The organism is Aquisphaera insulae, assembly GCF_011064615.1.
In the GTDB taxonomy this organism is placed as follows: Bacteria; Planctomycetota; Planctomycetia; order Isosphaerales; family Isosphaeraceae; genus Aquisphaera; species Aquisphaera insulae.
The window spans coordinates 60680-80697 of sequence record NZ_JAALJH010000040.1; the positions used below are offsets into that span (position 1 = coordinate 60680).

Annotated in this window: 16 protein-coding genes; 8 read left to right on the forward strand and 8 right to left on the reverse strand. The window is 71.7% G+C overall.

Features of this window, described 5'->3' with window-relative positions; translation table 11 throughout:
* The first annotated feature begins 3 nt into the window (after nucleotides 1-3).
* On the forward strand, nucleotides 4-555 hold the full coding sequence (locus tag G6O54_RS20325) for a hypothetical protein (RefSeq protein ID WP_165227498.1): 552 nt from the start codon (nucleotides 4-6) through the stop codon (nucleotides 553-555).
* Nucleotides 555-1928 (forward strand): PepSY-associated TM helix domain-containing protein, encoded by a 1374-nt coding sequence (locus G6O54_RS20330; RefSeq protein WP_165227499.1) that lies wholly within the window; start codon nucleotides 555-557, stop codon nucleotides 1926-1928. The genes G6O54_RS20325 and G6O54_RS20330 overlap by 1 nt, the downstream gene beginning before the upstream one ends.
* Before the next feature lie 100 nt (nucleotides 1929-2028).
* Here the strand turns inward: G6O54_RS20330 and G6O54_RS20335 are convergent, their stop codons facing one another.
* Nucleotides 2029-2427 (reverse strand): hypothetical protein, encoded by a 399-nt coding sequence (locus G6O54_RS20335; RefSeq protein WP_165227500.1) that lies wholly within the window; start codon nucleotides 2425-2427, stop codon nucleotides 2029-2031.
* A gap of 281 nt (nucleotides 2428-2708) precedes the next feature.
* Nucleotides 2709-3149, reverse strand: coding sequence for a hypothetical protein (locus G6O54_RS20340; protein WP_165227501.1), 441 nt, complete (start codon nucleotides 3147-3149; stop codon nucleotides 2709-2711).
* Between the two features lie 370 nt (nucleotides 3150-3519).
* On the opposite strand from G6O54_RS20340, the gene plsX reads away from it, so the two are divergent.
* The 6 genes from plsX to G6O54_RS20370 all read left to right on the forward strand — a co-directional run bounded on the left by plsX (nucleotide 3520) and on the right by G6O54_RS20370 (nucleotide 9898).
* Nucleotides 3520-4575, forward strand: a complete 1056-nt coding sequence (plsX, locus tag G6O54_RS20345) for a phosphate acyltransferase PlsX (RefSeq protein WP_165227502.1) — start codon at nucleotides 3520-3522, stop codon at nucleotides 4573-4575.
* A gap of 78 nt (nucleotides 4576-4653) precedes the next feature.
* The gene (fabD, locus tag G6O54_RS20350) at nucleotides 4654-5565 is read left to right on the forward strand and encodes an ACP S-malonyltransferase (protein WP_165227503.1); all 912 of its coding nucleotides are present in this window, start codon (nucleotides 4654-4656) and stop codon (nucleotides 5563-5565) included.
* 75 nt (nucleotides 5566-5640) lie between these two features.
* Entirely contained in the window at nucleotides 5641-6318 is a 678-nt protein-coding gene (locus tag G6O54_RS20355; RefSeq protein ID WP_165227504.1) for a Uma2 family endonuclease, read from the forward strand.
* Nucleotides 6319-6339: 21 nt separating this feature from the next.
* Entirely contained in the window at nucleotides 6340-7077 is a 738-nt protein-coding gene (locus tag G6O54_RS20360; RefSeq protein ID WP_165227505.1) for a Uma2 family endonuclease, read from the forward strand.
* 3 nt (nucleotides 7078-7080) lie between these two features.
* Nucleotides 7081-7731, forward strand: a complete 651-nt coding sequence (locus tag G6O54_RS20365; protein ID WP_165227506.1) for a bifunctional 4-hydroxy-2-oxoglutarate aldolase/2-dehydro-3-deoxy-phosphogluconate aldolase — start codon at nucleotides 7081-7083, stop codon at nucleotides 7729-7731.
* Nucleotides 7732-8128: 397 nt separating this feature from the next.
* Nucleotides 8129-9898, forward strand: a complete 1770-nt coding sequence (locus G6O54_RS20370; protein WP_165227507.1) for a hypothetical protein — start codon at nucleotides 8129-8131, stop codon at nucleotides 9896-9898.
* Nucleotides 9899-9956: 58 nt separating this feature from the next.
* Here the strand turns inward: G6O54_RS20370 and G6O54_RS20375 are convergent, their stop codons facing one another.
* The 6 genes from G6O54_RS20375 to G6O54_RS20400 form a co-directional block, all read right to left on the reverse strand.
* Nucleotides 9957-10952: a malate dehydrogenase gene (locus G6O54_RS20375; protein WP_165227508.1), complete on the reverse strand. Its 996-nt coding sequence runs from the start codon at nucleotides 10950-10952 to the stop codon at nucleotides 9957-9959.
* A 31-nt stretch (nucleotides 10953-10983) separates the two neighbouring features.
* Nucleotides 10984-12432 (reverse strand): MFS transporter, encoded by a 1449-nt coding sequence (locus G6O54_RS20380; protein WP_250846998.1) that lies wholly within the window; start codon nucleotides 12430-12432, stop codon nucleotides 10984-10986.
* Between the two features lie 215 nt (nucleotides 12433-12647).
* Nucleotides 12648-13289 carry a hypothetical protein gene (locus G6O54_RS20385; protein WP_165227510.1) on the reverse strand — a complete coding sequence of 214 codons (642 nt, stop codon included), beginning with the start codon at nucleotides 13287-13289 and terminating at the stop codon, nucleotides 12648-12650.
* Nucleotides 13290-13317: 28 nt separating this feature from the next.
* Entirely contained in the window at nucleotides 13318-14931 is a 1614-nt protein-coding gene (locus tag G6O54_RS20390) for a TolC family protein (protein ID WP_165227511.1), read from the reverse strand.
* A 218-nt stretch (nucleotides 14932-15149) separates the two neighbouring features.
* Nucleotides 15150-16001, reverse strand: a complete 852-nt coding sequence (locus G6O54_RS20395) for a glycosyltransferase (RefSeq protein ID WP_250846996.1) — start codon at nucleotides 15999-16001, stop codon at nucleotides 15150-15152.
* 16 nt (nucleotides 16002-16017) lie between these two features.
* On the reverse strand, nucleotides 16018-19806 hold the full coding sequence (locus G6O54_RS20400) for a PVC-type heme-binding CxxCH protein (RefSeq protein WP_165227512.1): 3789 nt from the start codon (nucleotides 19804-19806) through the stop codon (nucleotides 16018-16020).
* Nucleotides 19807-20018: the final 212 nt, after the last annotated feature.

Here is a 20018-nt window from a genome sequence, read left to right on the forward strand (position 1 = left end):
CCGATGGGCAATCTCACATCAAGGAGCACGGGCTTCGGGACGCTGGCGGCGGTGCTGACGCTCCTGGCCGTTGCCGGCTGCCGTCGGGACTGGGAGGCGAGGACGTATCCGGCCTCCGGCAAGGTCACGGTCAACGGCCAGCCGGCGGCCGGCGCGCTCGTGCAGCTCACGCCGATCGGCCCGCAGACGCCGGACGTTCGCGGGTCGAAGCCCTGGGGCGTGGTGCAGCCGGACGGGTCGTTCGTGCTGGCGACGTACGAGCAGGCCGGCCCGGGGGCGCCGGCCGGCGAATACGCGATGACGATCACCTGGCCGCCGGACGTCACCAGGCCGTCGAACGAGGACCGGCTCGGGGGCAAGTACGCGAAGGCCGAGCAGTCCGCCTTGAAGTTCACGATCAAGGAAGGCACGAATGTCCTGGATGAGGTGAAGATCGACGCCCCGGGCCTCGACGCGGCGCCGAGGCCGGCCGTCATGAAGAAGAAGGGGGCGGCCCCGACCGTCAATCCGAACGACCCGAGCGTCTTCCGGAAGGGCGCCAGGAAAGGACCGTGATGGCCACGACCGCCGGCACCGACATCGATCCGGCCGGGGCGCTCGACCGGAGCGGCACCGGGCCAACGCCGGCGTCCTCGTCGCCGGCTCGCCTCACCGAGGGCCTCTATCGCGTCGTCTGGCGGTGGCATTTCTACGCGGGCCTGCTGGTCACGCCGGTGCTCCTGATCGTCACGATCACCGGCGCGGCGTACATCTTCCGGGGCGAGATCGAGGACGCGATCCACTCGCGCCTCCGATTCGTCGCGCCGGGCGGGTCGCGAGTCGGCCTCAGCGTCCTCTTGGACCAGGCGATGAGCGTGCGTCAGGGCAAGATCCCGGCGGGCCTGGAACTGTCGGCCGACAGTCGCCGCAGCGTCGCTTTTCGGTTCGCCGGCGCCTCGCCGCAGGACCAGGCGATGGTGTACCTGAATCCCTACAACGGCGACATCCTGGGGACGGTTGAGAAGGACACCCCTGGGGACGTCTTCCAGACCATCTTGCTCATCCACCGGAGCCTCTTCCTGGGCACGCCCGGCCGGATCCTCAACGAGCTGACGTCCTGCTGGACGATCCTCCTGATGGTCACCGGCTTCTACCTCTGGTGGCCCCGGAAGTCGGAGACGGTCAAGGGCGTCTGGTGGCCGCGCTGGAAGGGCAAGCTCTACGTCCTGCTCCGCGACCTGCACACGGTCTTCGGGCTCTACCTGCTGGCCCCGATGTTCGTGATTGTCTTCACCGGCCTCTTCTACACGATCGTCTGGAGCTGGGGCTTCCACCAGGTGACCCGCGATCGCAGCCGCAAGCCCGAGCCGCCGAGCATCGGCCCAACCCGCGAGGCCTCCAATGCCCCCGTGGTCGTGCCGCGCGATTTCGACCGCTTGGTGGCCGTCGCTCATGATCGCTACCCCGACCGGAACCTCTCGTTCACCTTTGCGGCGGAGGGCAAGCCGGTCTCGGTGATGGCGAACAACGACTGGAACAACTCCCACGGCGAGTACGTCATGGCGCGGTTCCAGCTCGATCCGGAGACCGCCGAGATCAGCGGCCATCGGACGCTGGCACAGGATGAGCACTACTGGTGGCACGGCTGGGTCTACCCGCTCCACGTCGGCAGCCTCTACGGGCCGCTGACGAAGTCGATCTGGATGCTCGCCTGCCTGGTGCTCTGCGCCCTGCCGGTGACGGGCCTCTGGATGTGGTGGGATCGCCGGCCCAAGGGCCGGGCCGGATTCCCTCGCAATCCCGAGACCCCCCTGCCCCGCGGCTGGATCGCCCTGATCACCGCCCTGGCCGTGCTCCTGCCGGTGGCCGGGGCGAGCATCGTGCTGATCCTCGCGGGCGAGTGGGCGTATCGCGCGGGGAGGAGCCGGCTCGCTCGTCCCGCGGGCTGAGGCCTCGGGCGGACGACCCGGGGCGATTGCGCCCACGTGGGCCGGCGGCCCCGGCGAAGCTGCCGGGGCCGCCGACGGGCGTGACGTTGCGACGCGTCGGTCACTTGGCGGCGAGGAGCTTCTTCTGGTTGCCCAGGATGTCGCGCTGGTTGCCCAGGATCTCCTTCTGGTTGGCCGCGATCGTGGCCTGGTTGGCCAGGATGGTCGCCTGGTTGGCCTCGATGGACGCCTGGTTGGCCAGGACCTTGTCGAGCTTGTCCTGGTTGGCCAGGATGGACGCCTGGTTGGCCTCGATGGTCGCCTGGTTGGCGACGATCTTGTCGAGCTTCTTCTGGTTGTCCCGGATCGACTCCTGGTTGGCCAGGATGGACGCCTGGTTGGCGACGATCTTGTCGAGCTTGGCCTGGTTCTTCTCGATCTGCTCCTGGTTCTCGAGGATCGAGGCCTGGTTGGAGAGGATCGACTCCTGGTTGTGGACGACTTCGCTGCTGTCGCTCATCTCGGTTGCTCCCGAAGAGGGTGGGAAGGGACGGGTTCTCGGATCGGAACGCGGATCATGTCCGCCCCCGGTGACATCCCGGGCGTCGGCGGCATGCCGCGGGTTGACGACGAGGCAAGGCGGCGATCGACCGCCCGGCGCGAAGGCGCCGTCGGCGACGTCCCCCCGCCCGGGCGCATGACCCGTCGGGTCGCGATGGTGCGGGCTCAGGCCCGGCGCATCCGCCGGATTGTCCCCGCTCGGTGCGCCGGCAAGTCGGGGCGCGAATCGGCCCGACTCGATCAGGCGGGTCGAGGCGGATGGAAGATGGACGGGCCTCGATCGACGGGGGCCGCACGGGGCCCCTCGCCCCTGCGATCGAGGGGCGCCGGAGGCGTCGGCGTGAGGCGTTCCGAGGTGGCGGCCCAGCCCTCGCCGCCGGGCGGTGCCGCCGGGTTGGCGGAGTCCGGCGCGGCCGGGCTGCCCGAGCAGAAGGCGCCGGAGCACGGGGCCGGCCGCGGCGCGGGCGTGGGGGCCGAATCGTCGGCGATGGCGAGACCGCCCGCCGCCGCGAGCACGTCGAGGCGGCCCGGGCGCCGGCCCTGGGCGGCCGGGCCGTCGGCCGCGTGCCGGGCCGAGCAGCCCGCCCGGGCCTCTCCCGGCGCGAGCAGCCACGCCGTCAGCAGCGCGGCGAGCGCGGCGAGCCGAGGCCGAGCCAGCGGATGCAGGGACGGATGCGTCATCCTCACCATCGACCGGGCCATCGTCACGACCGCGAGGCGGCGTCCGCGGAGATCGTCCCGAGCACGAGGGGATCGCCGCCGGGAAACACGTGCGGCCAGAGCCTATCACGGCCCTTCCGGCACGGTCAAGGAGGCGAGGGAGAGGAGCCCGCGCGGCGGTCGCCGCGGCCCTCCCCGCATCCTTGACAGCCCTTCGGACGTCACCTACCATGGAGCCCATCCGGGCACGGCTGCGCCGGGCCGCGTGGTGGGCGTTCGATGCGACTCGGGATGCGAGGCCGGGGACGTCCCGGCCGGGGCATCCCGTGCTCATTTGTGTCCGTGTTCCTGTTCGTGTCCGGCATGAAGAACCGAGACGGGGAGTGATGCGATGCGGATTGCGCTGGACGCGATGGGCGGGGACTTCGCCCCGGGTCCGATCGTCGCCGGTGCCGTGGACGCGGCCGTCGACCTGCCCGAGTTGAAGGTCGTCCTCGTCGGCGACGAGGAGAAGATCGAGGCCGAGCTCGCGAAGGCCCCCCAGGCGCCCCGCGACCGCCTCACCGTCGTCCACGCCAGCCAGGTGATCGGCATGGAGGACAAGCCAGTGGAGGCCCTCCGCAAGAAGCGGGACAACTCCATCAGCAAGTGCTGGGGCCTGCTCGCCGCCGGCGAGGTCAAGGCCGTGGTCTCGGCCGGCAATACCGGCGCCATGGTCGCCTCCGCGCTGTTCAACGCCAAGATGTTCCTGCCGGGGGTCCGCCGCCCGGGGATCGCCGCGATCTTCCCGTCGCACCAGGGCCCGATCGTGATCATCGACGTCGGCGCCAACATGAGCCCCAAGGCCGAGGACCTGTACCAGTACGGCATCATGGGCTCGATCTACGCCGAGGAGATCCTGGGCGTGACCCACCCGCGGATCGGCCTGCTCAACGTCGGCACCGAGGACGAGAAGGGGACCGACCTGACCCGAGCCACCCGGGCCCTCTTCGCCGACAGCCCCTGGGCCAGCCGATTCGTCGGCAACGTCGAGGGCCGCGACATCTACGAGGGCCACGTCCGGGTGGTGATCTGCGACGGGTTCGTCGGCAACGTGCTGCTGAAGGCCGGCGAGGGGGCCGTCGAGTTCCTCTTCTCGATCCTCCGCGAGGAGCTGGCGCGGATGCTGCCGGAGCTCCCCACGGGGGCCGGCCAGCGGGTGGCCGGCAGCCTCGGCAAGCTCAAGAGCCGGTTCGAGTACGAGGAGTTCGGCGGCGGCCCGCTGCTGGGCATCCGCGGCGCCTGCATCATCTGCCATGGGTCGAGCGGCGCCCGCGCCATCAAGAACGCCCTGCGGGTCGCGCGCTCGCTGGCCGACGACCGGCTGAGTGCCCGGATCGTCGAGCAGCTCGGCGCCAAGCTCGAGCCGGGCGAGACTCCCGCCGAGACCGGCACCGCCGCCGGCTGACCGGCCCGCCGCGACCGGCCGCGACGGCGATCGCGATCGCCGTCGCGATCGCGGCCTTTCCTTCGAGGGTTCCCCGAGATGTCCAAGATCGCCTTCCTGTTCCCCGGCCAGGGCGCCCAGGCCGTCGGCATGTGCAAGGAGCTCGACGCCGAGCTCCCCTCGGTCCGCGAGCTCTTCGACCGCGCCAACGAGGTCCTCGGCTTCGACCTGCGGGCCCTCTGCTTCGAGGGGCCGGCCGAGGCGCTGGAGGCCACCGACATCAGCCAGCCGGCGATCTTCGTCGCCAGCCTGGCGGCGCTCGAGAGCCTGAAGGCGACCGACCCGGCGGCCGTCGAGGCCTGCGCCGGGGCCGCCGGGCTGTCGCTGGGCGAGTACACGGCCCACGTCTTCGCCGGGACGATGGACTTCGCCACCGGGCTCGAGGTCGTCCGCCGCCGCGGCCAGGCCATGCAGGCGGCGTCGAAGGCCACGCCCAGCGGCATGACGAGCGTCCTGGGCCTGGACGAGGAGAAGGCCGACGAGCTCTGCCGCCTGGCCGCCCCCCACGGCCGGCTCTGGAAGGCCAACATGCTCGGCCCCGGCAACATCGTCGTCTCCGGCGAGGCCGCCGCGCTGGCCGCCGTGCCGGGGCTCGCCGAGGGCCTCGGCGCCATGAAGGTCGTCCCGCTGGCCGTCGCCGGCGCCTTCCACTCCGACATCATGAAGCCGGCCGACGAGCAGCTCGCCGAAGTCCTCTCCCGGGCCGACCTGAAGGCCCCGCGGATCCCCGTCTACTCGAACGTCGACGCCCGCCCCCACTCCGACCCGGAGCAGATCCGCGAGACGCTCGTCACCCAGGTCCTCCATGGCGTCCGCTGGGAAGAGTCCATGCGGAACATGATGGCCGACGGCTTCACCACCTTCTACGAGATCGGCCCCGGCCGCGTCCTCACCGCGCTGCTCAAGCGGATCGACCGCAAGACCCCGTGCACCCACGTCCCCGCGCGGTAAGATGGAAGGCGCGGGCGTGGATCGCACGCCCGCGATCGCGAGCAAGACCGGATCCCACGGCGTGAGGCCCCGCCCATGAGCACCGCACGCACCCGCCCATCGACCGGGACACCGAAGAGGACGCGACGGCTCAAGCGTCGTCCGATCGGGCTCCACTCCAACGGCATGCTCATGACGCCGGAGGAATTCGACCGGCGGACGGATTTCGACGATCGATATGCGTATGAGCTGATCCATGGAGTCCTGATCGTGAGCCCGGCCCCCGGGGAATCCGAACGCGACCCGAACGGAGAGCTGGAATACCTCTTTCGGAACTACAAGAAGAATCACCCGTCGGGCTCCGTCCTCACCAGGACGCTGTCCGAGCAGTACATCCAACTTCCCGATGGCCGCCGCCGAGCCGATCGGGTGGCCTGGATCGGCCTGGGGCGGGTGCCGAAGCCGCGCGAGGACGTGCCGGCGATCGTCATCGAGATCGTCTCGAATCGCCGGCGTGATCGCGCCAGGGATTACGAGGAGAAGCGGCGGGAATACCTGGCGGCGGGCGTTCAGGAATACTGGGTCATCGATCGGTTCCGGCGCGTGATGACCGTCTTCCGCAAGGAGCCCGCGGAGCCGGCCGAGGTCGTGGTGGAGGAGAAAGAGACCTACACCACGCCCCTGCTTCCCGGTTTCGAGCTGCCCCTGGCGACCCTCCTTGAAGCGGCCGATGACTGGAAGAAGCGACCTTCCACCCCCACCGAGCCGAAGTGACGATCCCGGAGGACCGTGCCGATGACCACCGCACGCACCCGCCCATCGACCGGGACACCGAACAGGACGCGACGGCCCAAGCGTCGTCCGATCGGGCTCCACTCCAACGGCATGCTCATGACGCCGGAGGAATTCGACCGGCGGACTGATTTCGACGATCGGTACAGCTACGAGCTGATCCACGGAGTCCTGATCGTGAGCCCGCCACCGGGAGCGTCTGAGCGAGGGCCCAGCGATATTCTGGCCCATTTGCTCCTTGACTACATGGATCGTCATCCCGAGGGCCATCGACTGGACGGTACGCTTCCCGAACAGATGATCGCTGGCGCTGAGAACCGCCGTCGCGCTGATCGCGTGCTCTGGATCGGCTTGGGCCGCGCCCCCGATCCCGATAAGGATACCCCGACCATCGCCATCGAGATCGTCTCCAATCGCCGCCGCGACCGGGCGCGGGACTACGACGAGAAGCGGCGGGAATATCTGGCGGCGGGCATTCGGGAATACTGGATCATCGACCGCTTCCGCCGCACGATGACGGTCTACAGCAAGGAGCCCGGGGAGTCGGTCGAGGTCGTGGTGAAGGAGGGCGAGACCTATAGCTCGCCTCTCCTGCCCGGTTTCGAGTTGCCGCTGGCGAAGATCTTTGGGGTCGCGGACAGGTGGTCCGCATCGAAGCGGGCGAATCAGCCGGTCGAGACGACTCCAGCCCCTGAGCAACCCGGCCAGGGCAATGTCGACCTTCCCCCCGAACGAGGCTGAACCATGGGCCGTGATGCGACCTTGAAGCGGATCCTGGACGGGGGCATCGTGGCCGTCGTCCGGTCGGAGTCGAGCGAGTCGCTCGTGCAGGTCGTCAAGGCGCTGGCCGACGGCGGGGTCACCGCGGCGGAGATCACCTTCACGGTGCCCGACGCGATCGAGGTCATCCGCCGGGTCCGGCGGGAGGTCGGCGACGCGGTGGTCCTGGGCGCCGGGACCGTCCTCGACCCCGAGACCGCCCGCGCGGCCTTGCTGGCGGGGGCCGAGTACATCGTCTCTCCCATCGTCAATCTCGACGTCATCCGCCTCTGCCGCCGCTATGACAAGGTGGTCATGCCCGGGGCGTTCACCCCTACCGAGGTCGTCGCGGCCTGGGAGGCCGGCGCGGACGTCGTGAAGGTCTTCCCGGCCGATGTCGGCGGCCCCCCCTACCTCAAGGCCCTCCGCGGGCCGCTCCCCCAGGTCCGCCTCATGCCCACCGGGGGCGTGGACCTGAACACCGCCGAGAGCTTCCTCAAGACCGGCGCCTGCTGCCTGGGCGTCGGCGGCTCGCTCGTCGAACCGAAGGCCGTCGCGGCGGGTGACTTCGCACGCATCCGTGACCTTGCCGCCCAGTACGTCGAGATCGTCGGGCGATTCCGCGGGGCGGACTGAACATTTGAGACGGTCGTGGGTGCCAGGATTGCGACAGTTCATTGTCTGAATCCCCCATTTTTCCGGGGCGCCCTGGTCCAGGCGGAAAACTCGGTCTCTCCGGAATCTTCCGCGGGATCGCTTCAAGCCCGACCGCAAGCCGGGTCGATAGAGACGCCATAACGTGAAAACCGCGCCGGTCCTCGCGGACCTGTCGATGGGGCGATCGCCCCGCGGCGAGCTCCCGGCGGGTCATGTCGGCGGGATGGGATGTGACGGGATGGAATCGGACCGGGCCGGCGGGGCCGGAGCGGTCTGGATACTGGGGAGTCGATTCGTGGGCCGACTGAGACGTCAGGCGACTGGAGATCGCGATGGTCGGGGCCGAAGGGCCCCGGGCCCGGGGCCTCGCCCGGGCGTGGGGCTGATCGCCCCGGCCGTCGTCGTCTGCCTGGCGGCGTGGGCCTCGACGGCGGCCGCGGGCCCGCGCGACGACGGCCAGGGCGTGCCCATGATCTACCAGCAGAAGCGGGCATTCCGGATCCCATTCAAGATCGACAAGCAGAGTCAGGCGAGGTTGAAGCAGGTGGAGCTCTGGGTCTCCGAGGATTCGGGCTATCACTGGGAAGGCAAGAGCCAGACGACGCCGGACCTGGGCCAGTTCGTCTTCCGGGCCCGGCACGACGGCGAGTTCTGGTTCGCCACCCGGACGAAGTCGCTGAACGACGAGTATTCGCCCCCCATGGATCAGCAGGTGGAGCCCAGCATGAAGGTCGTGGTGGACAGCGTGCCGCCGACCGTCGTGCTCGAGCCCGACGGCCGCAAGGGGAGCCTGGCGGGGGTCCGCTGGGAGGTCAAGGACGAGCACCTCGACAAGAACTCGCTGGTGATCGAGTACCAGGCCGCAGGAGACTCGAACTGGCGGAAGGCGCCGATCCGGCGGCTCGGGCTGATGGGCGCGACGAGCTGGGACGCGGGGACGGCCGAGGCGCTCAAGGTGCGGGCCTCGGTGGTGGACCGGGCGGGGAACCGGGGCGAGGCCGAGATCACGCTGCCGGAGGGGACGGCCGGGAATGCCGACTTCTCCGCGGCCGAGAGCGAGCTCGCCGGGCCCCCGGACGACCCGCGATCGGGCTCCCAGGTGATCGTGGACGGCGGGGCCTTCCCGCCCGTGCAGGAAGGGCCGGAAATCCCCGCGAGCGGCAACGGCGGGACGACCCGCCGGGTGGGGGCTTCTCGGCGGGATCTCGCCTCGGCCCCCCGGCCCGCGGCCTCGGTCTCCAACTGGAATCGACCCGGAGGGGGCGGCGGTGCCAGGGCCGTGCCCGCCGTGCCCGCCGCAACCGCCGCCGCCGCCGACGACCCGGGACAGCCCCCGTTCGGCAACCCGTTCCCCGGCAATAGCATCGGCACCGCCTCCCAGTTCGCCCCGGGGGCCGGCCCCCAGGCCGGGCCGGACGCGAGCTTCGGCGCCGGGCCGGCCGCCGGTGCCGGGACGATCGCCAGTGCGTCGGGCGGACGCACCTCATTGATCCCCTCGCCGCGTTTCAAGCTCCAGTATGCGATCGAGGACGCCGGCCCCACGGGCCCGGCGATCGTGGAACTCTGGGTCACCCGTGACGGCGGCCGGAACTGGTATCGGCTCGGCGAGGACGCGGACCGCGTCTCCCCCTTCGACGTCGACCTCGGCGGCGAGGGGACCTACGGCCTCTGCCTGGTGGCCCGCTCCTCGACGGGACTGGGCGACCAGCCCCCCGCGGCCGGCGACCCGCCCCAGAGCTGGGTGGAGGTCGACTCCACGCCGCCGGTCGTGCAGCTCTATCCCCCCATCATTGGCACCGGGCCGCACGCCGGCAAGGTCGCAATCACCTGGCGGGCGAACGACCTCCACCTGGCCGCTCGCCCGGTGACGATCCTCTGGCGGCCGGACCAGCCCGGCGCGAGCTGGCAGCCCGTGGTCGAGGGCCAGGAGGCGATGGGCCAGTATACGTGGGTCGTGCCGCAGAGCCTGCCCCCGCGGATCCACATCCGCGTGGAGGCGGCCGACGAGGCCGGTCATCGCGGCGGCGCGGAGACCACGAACTCGGCCCCGGTCATCGTCGATCGCAGCCGGCCCCGCAGCCGGATCATCGGCCTGGACCCCAACGCCCGCGTCGGCGACGGGCCGGGCGCACGCCCCTTGCGGTAGGAACCGGCCCCGTCCGGCGACCGCGCGGGCCGTGGCCGGCGCGGCCGCCGATGGGCGCTCAGGCCGCCGGGCCGAGCAGGTCCTTGACGGCGTCCCGCTCGGCGGCGAGCTCCGCGGCGGAGGCGTCCAGCCGCTTCCGCGCGGCGTCGTCGATGGGCAGGTCCGGGACGATGGACCACCGCGCATCGCCCTTCGAGACGAGCGGGAAGCTGTAGATCAGGCCGGACGGGATGCCGTAGCTGCCGTCGGAGACGACCCCGGCGCTGAACCAGTCGCCCGCGGGCGTGGGGACGAAGAGGGAGCGGACGCTGTCCAGCGCCGCATTCGCGGCCGAGGCCGCCGAGGACGCGCCCCGCGCCTTGATCACCGCGCCGCCGCGCTTGGCGACGGTCGGGATGAAGGTCTCGTCGAACCAGGACTCGTCGCCGATGACCTTGGTGGCGGCCGTGCCGGCGATCTCCGCGTTCTTGTAGTCGGGATACTGGGTGTCGCTGTGGTTGCCCCAGATGGTCATCTTCTTGACCGAGGCGACCGGCACCCCGGCCTTGATGGCGAGCTGCGACGCGGCGCGGTTCTGGTCCAGCCGGGTCATGGCGAACCAGCGGTCGGCCCCCACCTTCGGGGCGTGCGACCGCGCGATCAGGGCGTTCGTGTTGCACGGGTTGGCGACCGTCAGGATCCGCACGTCGGGGCCGGCGGCGTCGTTGATGGCCTTGCCCTGGCCGGTGAAGATCGGGCCGTTCGCCCGGATCAGGTCGGCCCGGCTCATGCCGTCCTTCCGCGGCAGGCCGCCGACCAGGATGACCCAGTCCGCCCCCTCGAAGGCGACCTCGGCCTTGTCGCTGGCCTTGACGCCGGCCAGCAGCGGGAAGGCGCAGTCGTCCAGCTCCATGATCGTGCCGTTGAGGGATGGCAGCGCGGGGGTGATTTCGAGCAGTTGCAGGGCCACCGGCCGATCGGGGCCGAAGACCGCCCCGGAGGCCAGGCGGAACAGCAGGGCATAGCCGATCTGGCCGCCGGCGCCGGTCACGGCCACGCGGATGGGGGTTGTCATGGGAAGTCCTCCTTTATGAGTGCAGAGTCAGTCAGTGCCTGGTTTGATGTTGACGGTAATGCCGGGGGGCCGCTCGGAGCGTGGCGAGCATGTGGGCCGTCTCCCGCGGCAGGTGCCGGGCGCCGGAGAGGAGCACCACGCCGGCGATCGCGATCGCCGGGGCGGCGGTCAGCAGCCCGGCGGCGAGATTCTGGGTGTCGCCGTCGGGCCCGATGACGACCGGGCTGGCGCCGATGGCCGCGAGCGCCCGCCCGAACGGGGTGGCCATGGCGTCGGGCTGGCCGAACTCGCCGGCGACCCAGGCCATCAAACCGGGCGACCAGATGTCGCCCAGCAGGTGGGCCGCGGCGACCGCCACGGCGGCGGCCACGCCCCGCATGTTGGGCATCACCACGGAGGCCAGGATCGCGGAGCAAGGGACGACGGTCGTGAACAGCAGGGCGATCGTGCCCGAGGCGCCCGCGAGGACCGCCCGCTCGTCGCGGCCCAGGGCCGTCAGCACCAGCATCGGCAGCGCGGCCAGCACGGCGACGGCCGGCCCGAGGAACAGGAGCCGGGGCCGGGAGACCTCGCGGCCGGCCATCCAGCCCCCCGCCACGATCCCCGCGGCCGTCGCGGCCGGCACCACGTAGCGGATCATCGCCGCGATCCGGGGCGCGGGGAGCCCGTGCCCCAGCCGCAGCAGCGCGGGGAGCCAGTAGACCAGGCCGCCGATCGCGAACATACAGAAGGCCAGGGCGAAGACCGAATAGGTGTAGGACGAGTTGACCATCAGGTCCACGTAGTCGTCGCGGCTGGGGCCGGCGATCTCGTGGCGGCGGAGGCGGGCGACCTCGAGCCCCTCGCTCCAGCCCCGCGGCGGCTCCGGCAGCAGCAGGGCGGCCAGCGCCAGGGCCAGGCCGGGCGCCCCCACGAAGAGGAAGGCCGCCTGCCAGGCCGTGGCCCCCGCCACCGCGGCGCCGGGGCCGAGGCCGATGGCCGCGCCCGCGGGCATCGCCAGGTAGAAGGCCGCCAGGGCCAGGCCGCGGCCGCCGCGCGGGAAGAGGTCCAGGATCAGGGTGAGCGCGACCACGCCGGCGGTCGCGCCCCCGACGCCGACCAGGCCCCGGGCGACCTGCAGCTCGTCGTAGTTCCGCGCCAGCCCCGTCCCCACCGTGGCGAGCCCCCAGACGGCGATCCCCACCGCCAGCAGCCTGGGCCGATGGACGCGATCGGCCAGGTAGCCCGCCACCGGGCTCCATGCCGCATAGCCGAGCAGGAGGATCGTGGCCAGCCAGCCCCCCTGGGCGTCGGTCAGGCTCAGCTCCTCGCAGAGCGGCCTCGCGACGGCCGGCAGCAGCCAGCGATCGGTCGAATCGAGGAGGCGAGAGCCCACCGCGACCGCCAGGACCGTCCAGGCCGCCCTGGCGGAGAGCGTCCCGCGCAGGCGGTCGTCCGGCCGTCCCCCGGGGCTTGTCCCGCTTCCATCCTCGCCCTGCACGGCCAAGATGCAACTCCAGGTGCCGCCCATGCGTGCTCGCGGTCGCGGCCGGGCGAGTCCGATCCGGTCGAGGGGCCGTCCGGCCCGCCCGCGTCCCCGCGCGGCGGTGCGATGCGTCCCGGTCCGGACGCGGCCTCACGCCCTCTCGCCGATCGTACGCCAGCGGGTGGGAGCCGTCCAGGGGGCAGCAGCCCCGGCCCCGCCTCCGCGCCCCGTCACTGGTTGCGAAGGGTGTCGTAGAGATTGACCGTGCCGATGGTCCCCTTGAAGATCACGCCGAGGTTCCCGGAGCCCCGCGCCTGCCTCAGGTCCTTCAGGCCGGGGAACTTGCCGGCCGAGTAGATCAGGGTCATGACCCCCTGCGCCTCGCCGGCCGAGAAGCTCCCCCCGCTGCCGTCGTTCTGCGTGAAGGTGAACTTGTTGGGCCGGCCGCGGCGATCCACGGCGCCGGGGACCTGCGTCAGGTCGAGCACCAGCTCGTTCCCGGTGTTGCCGATGTTCTTGACCATGATCACCGCCTGGCCGACGATCGGCTGCGACGGATCGGCGGGCGTCGAGAGGCCCAGTTGCAGGTCGGCGTGCTCGAAGGCGCTGGAATTGCCGCCGCCGAACATGTACATCTGCGACCTCTCGACCGACGCCCGGGGCGCGCCCACGACGAACGGCCCCTGGAACCGCGCCTGGAAGCGGCTGGTCCGGAGCGGCATCGTGTAGCTCGAGGCCGTCCCCTTCGTCGTCGGCAGCAGCGCCCCGGTGGCGAGCATCGCCGTGGTGGACGGGACTTCGCGGACCTCCAGGCGCTCGATCCGGGGCAGGAAGCCGCGCTTCGTGCGATCGGCGGGATATTGGGGACGCATCGGCAAACCTCGCTGGGTACGATGGGCCTCAGGGGAGCAGCCGCGTGCCCACGGCCGTGTTCAGGTCGAGCATGGCGCGGCGGTGCCGCACCAGGGCGTCGCGATAGTCCTTGACGCGGCCGTTGTAGTCGCGGCGGGCGTCGAGGAACTCGAGGATCGTGTTGCTGCCGCCGATGTACCGCTTCCAGGCGGCGTCGAGCACCCGCTTGGAGGCCGGCAGGATCTCCCGCTCGATCTCCAGGAACGCGTCGCGGCTGAGCTCGAATTCGCGGGCCGCCTCGGCCACCTCGTCCTGGATCTGGCGCTCGAGCTGCGCGAGCTGCACCTGGGTCTGGGTGACGTTGATCTTGGCCCGCTCGATGTTCCCCTGGTTGCGGTTGTAGATCGGCATCGGGGCCGTCAGGCCGACGGCCCAGGAGGTCGGGCTCTTGAGGCCGAACGGGCGATTGTCCTGCAGGGTATAGGGCTGGTAGAGCAGGAAGAAGTCGGAGAGCCGCTCCCGCTTCGCGAGCTGGACCTCGTGCTGCGAGCGGTGCAGGCCCATCCGGAAGGCGGCCAGGTCCGGGCGGCTCTGCATGGCGGTGTCGATGAGCTGATCCTCCGACTGCGGCAGCGGCCGCTCGTCCCGCATCCGGTCGTGGATCCGGACCGAGAGCGACTGGGCCCGCGGGACGTTCAGGAGCTGCGCGAGCGTCCGCGTCGCCCGCGAGACCGCCTGGTTGGACTCGCGGACCTGGAGCTGCGCCTGCTCGAGCTGGGCGGTGAGCTGGTCGATCGGGTCGCGGGGGATCTGCTGCTTGTTGAAGAGCTCCCGGTTGAGCTCGAGCAGGTGCGAGATCCCCTCCGCCTGCTTCTGGCTGTAGGCCCGGGTGAGCTCCGCGGCGGCGACGTCCACGTAGGCCGTGTACAGGTTGTCGATCTGCTGGCGGACCGCGTCCTGGAACTGCGCCTCCACGGTCCGCTTGGCGGCCTGGGCCACCACGGTCCGCGCCTGCCGCTTCCGGTTCAGGTCCAGGGGATGCGTGATGTTCACGTCATACTGCGTCTGGCCTCCGGGATTGGCCCGGCTGTACCGGCCGTAGGGGACGAGCTGCGTGTCGGCGTAGAAGACCGGGTTGGCCCGCAGGCTGGCGGTCAGGACGTCCGCGTCCGCCATCGGGATCTCGTACCGCATGGCGATGATGTTGAGGTTCTCGCGGACCAGGATGTCGATGGCGTCGCCGACGCCCAGCCCCCCCGCCGCGCCCACCTCGCCGTCGCCGCCGGGCAGCTCGAGCTCGCCGTAGGCCGGCAGGTCCGCGGCGGGCAGGACCGGGACCTTGAAGTCGGGCAGCCCCTCGCGCCGGGGCTGGTACGTCTGCGGCATCAGGGCGCCCACCGGCGCCCGGCTCACCGACGGGCCCGCCCGGCCGCCGATGGGGATGTCCGACGAGCCCGGCGTGTTCCGGAACAGCGACGTCCCCGAGGCGCCCGGCGTGGCGCCGAACAGGCTCCCCCCCCGCGGCGTCCCCGGCGGGTTGTCCACGTCGATCTGCGGCCCCTGCGCCCGGGCCGTCGCCGCCAGGCCGAGGACCAGCCAGGCCGTCAGGCACGGCGAGATCCGGCGCCGGCGTCGACTCAGTGCTGCCGGAGAGCGGCCCATGTGTCGGTAACTCCTCATCCCTCCCCACGCTTGCCGTGGAGAACGATCGGCAGCCTTGCGCCGCACATCCTGCGCGGCAGGCCCCGACCGTTTGGTCTTATCGGCGAGATGAGTTTGACCAGTTTAGCGAGTCGTCCCCAGTTTGCGGTTCTTGCCCAGTATCCGGTGCGATCCGGAAATCCGGCAATCTCTTCCTGGTCGGCCCTCTCGCGGCGAACTCAGGCCTTCCCCCCGTCCCTCCACGTCCGCCGCCGGATCACGGTGGCGATGATCCGGCGGCCGTCGCGGAACGGGGAGAGCTTGCTCACGGTGCCGGCGATCCGCGGCCGGTAGGGGACGGGGATCTCGAGTGTCGGCAGGTTCAGCATGGCGGCCGCGATGGCGAGCTCGGTCTCGATCTCGAAGCCGGCGGACGTGAGCCGGACGGACTCCACGAACCGCCGGCTGAAGGCCCGGTAGCCGGAGAGGAGGTCGCCGGCCGAGCGGCCGATCAGGACCCGGAAGGTCCCCCGGATGAGGAGGTTGCCGATGCCCCGGAGCGGCGACATCGCCTTGGCGCCACGCTCGGGCCGGCGGGCGCCGACGACCATGTCCGCCCGCCCCTCCAGGATCGGCGCCACCAGGATCGGCGCGGCCTCGGCCGGGTAGGTGCCGTCGCCGTCGACCAGGAGGATGACGTCGCGGTCCGCCAGCCGGGCGAAGGCCGCGCGGACGGCGTGGCCCTTGCCCTGATCCGGGACCGGCACGACCTCGGCGCCCGCCCGGATCGCCTCCTCGGCGGTGCCGTCGGTGGAGTTGTTGTCGAAGACGACGATTTCCGCCCCGGGGAGCGCCTCGAGGAAGCCGGCGATCACCGCGGCGACGGCCGGGGCCTCGTTGTAGCAGGGGATCGCCACGGCGATCCGCGGGGGCACGTTCTCGGCTGAAGAAGGCATCGGCGTGCGGTCTCGCTCCGATTCCGGGGAATCCGTCCGGGCCATCCGGCGGGAGGTCGGTGCGGGCGACGTCGCCCGCGTGCCGGCCGCCGTCGGGATCCTCGACGGCGACGGCTCGTCTCCGACGCGTCTCATGTCATCTCATCTCATCTCAATGCCCGGAGAGCCCCGCCTCGGTCGTCGCGAACGACAGCGGCTGGGCGCTCACGAAGGTTGTCACCAGCGAGGCCGGCCGGGCCGCCGCGGCGGCTCCGGCTGCATTCCCGCCGCCGTTGCCCCCCGTCGCCAGCCGGAGGAGCAGGCTGCTCGTCCCTTGCGGCAGGGTCAGCTCGACCTCGCGGGGGCCGCCGGAGGGGGCGGCGGGGGCCTCCGCCAGGACGGTCTTGCCGTCCAGCCAGGCCGTCAGCGAGGCCCCCGATTCCACCACCAGCCGGGCCTTCTGCTCGACGGGCGAGGTGACGGCCGTGAACGCATAGGCGACGTTCCGCGCCGGGTCCGCGGCCAGGTCGGAAAGGTCGGCCAGGCCCTCGGCGTTGGCGACGATCCGCCGCCAGGGGCCGCCCCGGCCGCCCGGCCCGTTGCGGGGCGCGTCCAGGTCCACCTTCGCGGCCGGGTCGATCGCCCGCGCGCCGTTCTCCTCCGCGACCGGGCCGATCACGTGGTACTGGCCGACGATGCTGACCGGCTGCCGGAGCGTGGCCAGGAACGCCAGCAGGTCCACCAGCTCCGACTCGCTGAAGGCCTGGGCCAGGCCCTCCGGCATCAGCGAGACGTCGCTCGACTTGCGGGCCTCGATGTCCGCCGGCCGCAGCGAGATCCGCTGGCCGTCGGCCGTCTTGATCACCAGGCGATCCGGCGTGTCCTCGACGGGGAGCCCGGTGAGGACCCGGCCGTCTTCCAGGGACAGGATCAGGGCCCGGTAGCTGTAGCCGATCGCCGCGCTCGGGTTGAGGATCGAGCGGAGCAGCTCGTCCTTGCCGTACTTGGTGCCGATCGTGGAGAGGTCCGGCCCGACCCACTGCCCCTGGCCGCGGACGCGGTGGCAGCCCGCGCACGCGTTCAGCCCGGCGCGGAAGAAGGTGAGGCGGCCCTTCCCGGGATCCCCCTCGCGGCCGAGCAACACGGACACCGGCGGCAGGGGCCGGCCGCCGGCGGCCTTCGGCAGCGGGAGCACCGCGGCGGCCTCCTCGCGGAGCGCCCGCCCGAGCGGCAGCGCCGTGTGCAGCAGCATCGTGGCCTCGGTCTTCAGGTCGTCCGGCAGCGTCCCGGCCTTCGCCATGTCGAGGATCCGCCGCGCCCCGCCCTCGAGCGGGCCGAGGGACCGCAGCGCCTCGCGGCGGATCCCCAGCGGGTACTCCCTGGTGAGGACCAGCTCGCGGAGCCGGCCGGAGGCGTCATACAGCCGAGGGCTCGTCCGGACGGCCGCCTCGGCCAGCGCGTCCGAGCTCGGCCTCCCCCGGGCGTCGCCGATCAGGCGGTCCAGGAGCGTGGCCGCGCCGGGTGCCTTGACGGCCCCCAGGCCCTCCACGGCGGCCACCCGCAACGGCTCCGGCAGCGAGGCGTCCAGGGCCACCGCTTCCAGCGCCTGGCCGTAGCGAGGGTCGCGCGCGGCGATCGCCAGTTGCACCCCCTGCGGCTTCGCCTCGCGGTCCGCCAGCCTCGAGCCGATGAACGCGACGACCGGCTCCGCCCCGCGGGCCGAATTCCATTCGCCCTCGAGCTTCCGCGCCAGGATCGCGCCGAGCTCGTGCCGGCGGTCCGCCGAGGTCTCCCGGGCGGCCATCTCCGCGAGCGTGGCCCCGGCCCTCGGATCCTTGATCTGGCCGATCACGTCGTCGGCCGCCTGCCGCAGCTCCGGCGCCGAGAGCGACGGCAGCACCGAGGCGACGAATCGGAGCGACTCCGGCCGCCGCAGCCGCCAGGCCAGGCCCAGGTTCTTGCTCAGGGCCGTGACCGGCAGGTCCGGCGCGCCGGCCGGCAGGAACGCCTCGTTGCGGTCCGTCGGGAAGTACGGCGGCAGGGCAACCGCCCCTTCCCTCCCCTCCTTCAAGGCGTCCGAGGGGCCATAGAGCGAGCCGTCCAGGAGCTTCACCAGGAACGCGTCCTCGCGCGAGTCCAGCGCCAGGCCGAGGGCCTCGAGATACCAGCGGTCCTGGCCGTCCCAGGCGGCGGCGAGCCTCCGGAGAGCCTCGCCCACCGGCTTCGTGGGGAGGTTCCGGATCGCCAGGATCAGCTCGCGGCGGACGCCCGCGTCGGGGTCGTCGGCCAGCGGCAGGAGCGCATCCAGGTGGGCGAGGGCCGCGGGAGGACGTTTCGCCGCCGGGTTCGCGTACTCGACCCTCCCGTTCTCCCGGCAATCGCGGCCGAGCATCCGGACGGCCAGCTCCCGGATCCGAGGATCCGCATCCTTGAGGGCGGCGACCGCCGGGGCGTCCCCTTTCAGCCCGGCCAGGACCTGGAGGGCCCGCCCTCGGTGGATCGGCTCGCCGTCGCGGAAGAGCTCCTCCAGGGCCGCGACGCCGGACGCTCCCTCGGCGATGAGGCTGCTCCGGGCCGCGTCCCGAGCGGCCACGACCGGCGACTTCAGGGCGGCGATCCGCCCCGCCGTGGTGGCGAAGTCCGGCGCGGGGGGCTTGCTCGCCTTGTGTCCCTTCGGGGCGACGCGGAAGATCCGCCCGGTGTTCTGGTCGCTGAAGGCGTGCCCTCCCACGCCCGCGTCATACCAGTCGGCGACGATGATCGAGCCGTCGGGGGCGGCACAGGCGTCCACGGGGCGGAACCACGGGTCGTCGCTGCCGAGGAGGACCTTGTATTCGGTCCGGTAGCTCGCCCCCTTGCGGGTGATCGGGAAGAAGTTGACCTGGCGGCTGCCGGCGTCCACCTCGAGCACGGCGCCGAAGTAGCCCTGCTCCTTGGGCAGCAGCGAGCCTTCATACACCATGATCCCGGTCGGGCTGCCGTTGCCCGTGCCGACGAGCTTGGGGATCATGCCCGGCACGTCCTCGCCCCAGTGCCGCGGCGAGCCCGGCGTCTTGTAGCCGTAGTGGCCGCCGTCCATCGTCCAGATGACCCGGCAGCCGCGGTTGCCGTCGTCGTCGTTGTCGCTCACGAAGATCGTGCCGAACGAGCTCAGCGACGCCTCGTAGTTGTTCCGCTGGCGGTCGCAGATGATCTCGAACTCCGTCCCGTCCCGGTTCACCCGCAGCGTGTTGGCGAGCTGGTCGGTCCGGACGTGCCGGCCCGATTTGTCCACCACGTCGAAGTTCTGCTGCCGCTCCGAATGGTCCTGCTGCACCGAGCAGCAGCCGTCGCCGTGGGTGAAGTAGAGCTTGCCGTCGAGGCCCAGCACCATGCCGTGGACGCCGTGATCGGAGTCGACCCCGCCGAAGCCGGTCAGGAGCGGATAGCGCCTGTCGGCCACGTCGTCGCCGTCGGTGTCCTCAAGGACCATCAGGTTCGGGCTGTTGCCGATGAAGACGCGGCAGCCGGTGTACTTGCCGGCGGCGTCGTGATGCTCCTCGACCGCCAGCCCCATCGGGACGGGGAAGATCTTGTCGGCGAAGACGGTCACCTTGTCGGCCTTGCCGTCGCCGTCGGTGTCCTCGAGGATCTTGATCCGATCGGCGTCCTCCATGCGGTGGAACCGCGCATTGCCGCCGCGGGTGAGCCGGTAGTTCTGCCCCTCGGCGACCCAGACCCGGCCCCGGGAATCGACGTCGATGTTGGTCGGGTTCGCGATCATCGGCTCGGCCGCCCAGAGCGTGGCCTCCAGGCCCTCCGCCGGCTTCAGCCTTCGCGTCGACTCCGCCGCGGTCATCTGGGCGAGGGCCGGCGAGGGCGTCCCCAGCCAGGCACACGTCGATGCGATCAGTGCGGCCGTGACGGGAGCCCAGTGGATCGAAGTCGGCCGGGCCGGGCGTCGCGAGGTCTTCGGCAGCATCGAGGTCAACTCCTGGTCGAAGGCAAGTCGAGACGGTCGATCGCTTCCGTCGGTTCGATCGGTCGGGTGAGGTCTGGCCGGGCGACTGTCCGTTCCGGAGACGCGTCAGGGAGACGCGGCACGACATGCTCGGGAATCGCCCGGACATCTTCCCACGTCCCCGCGGGAGCGTCCAGCGTCAAGCCCGCCGGTCGATCGCAGCCCGGAGCCGA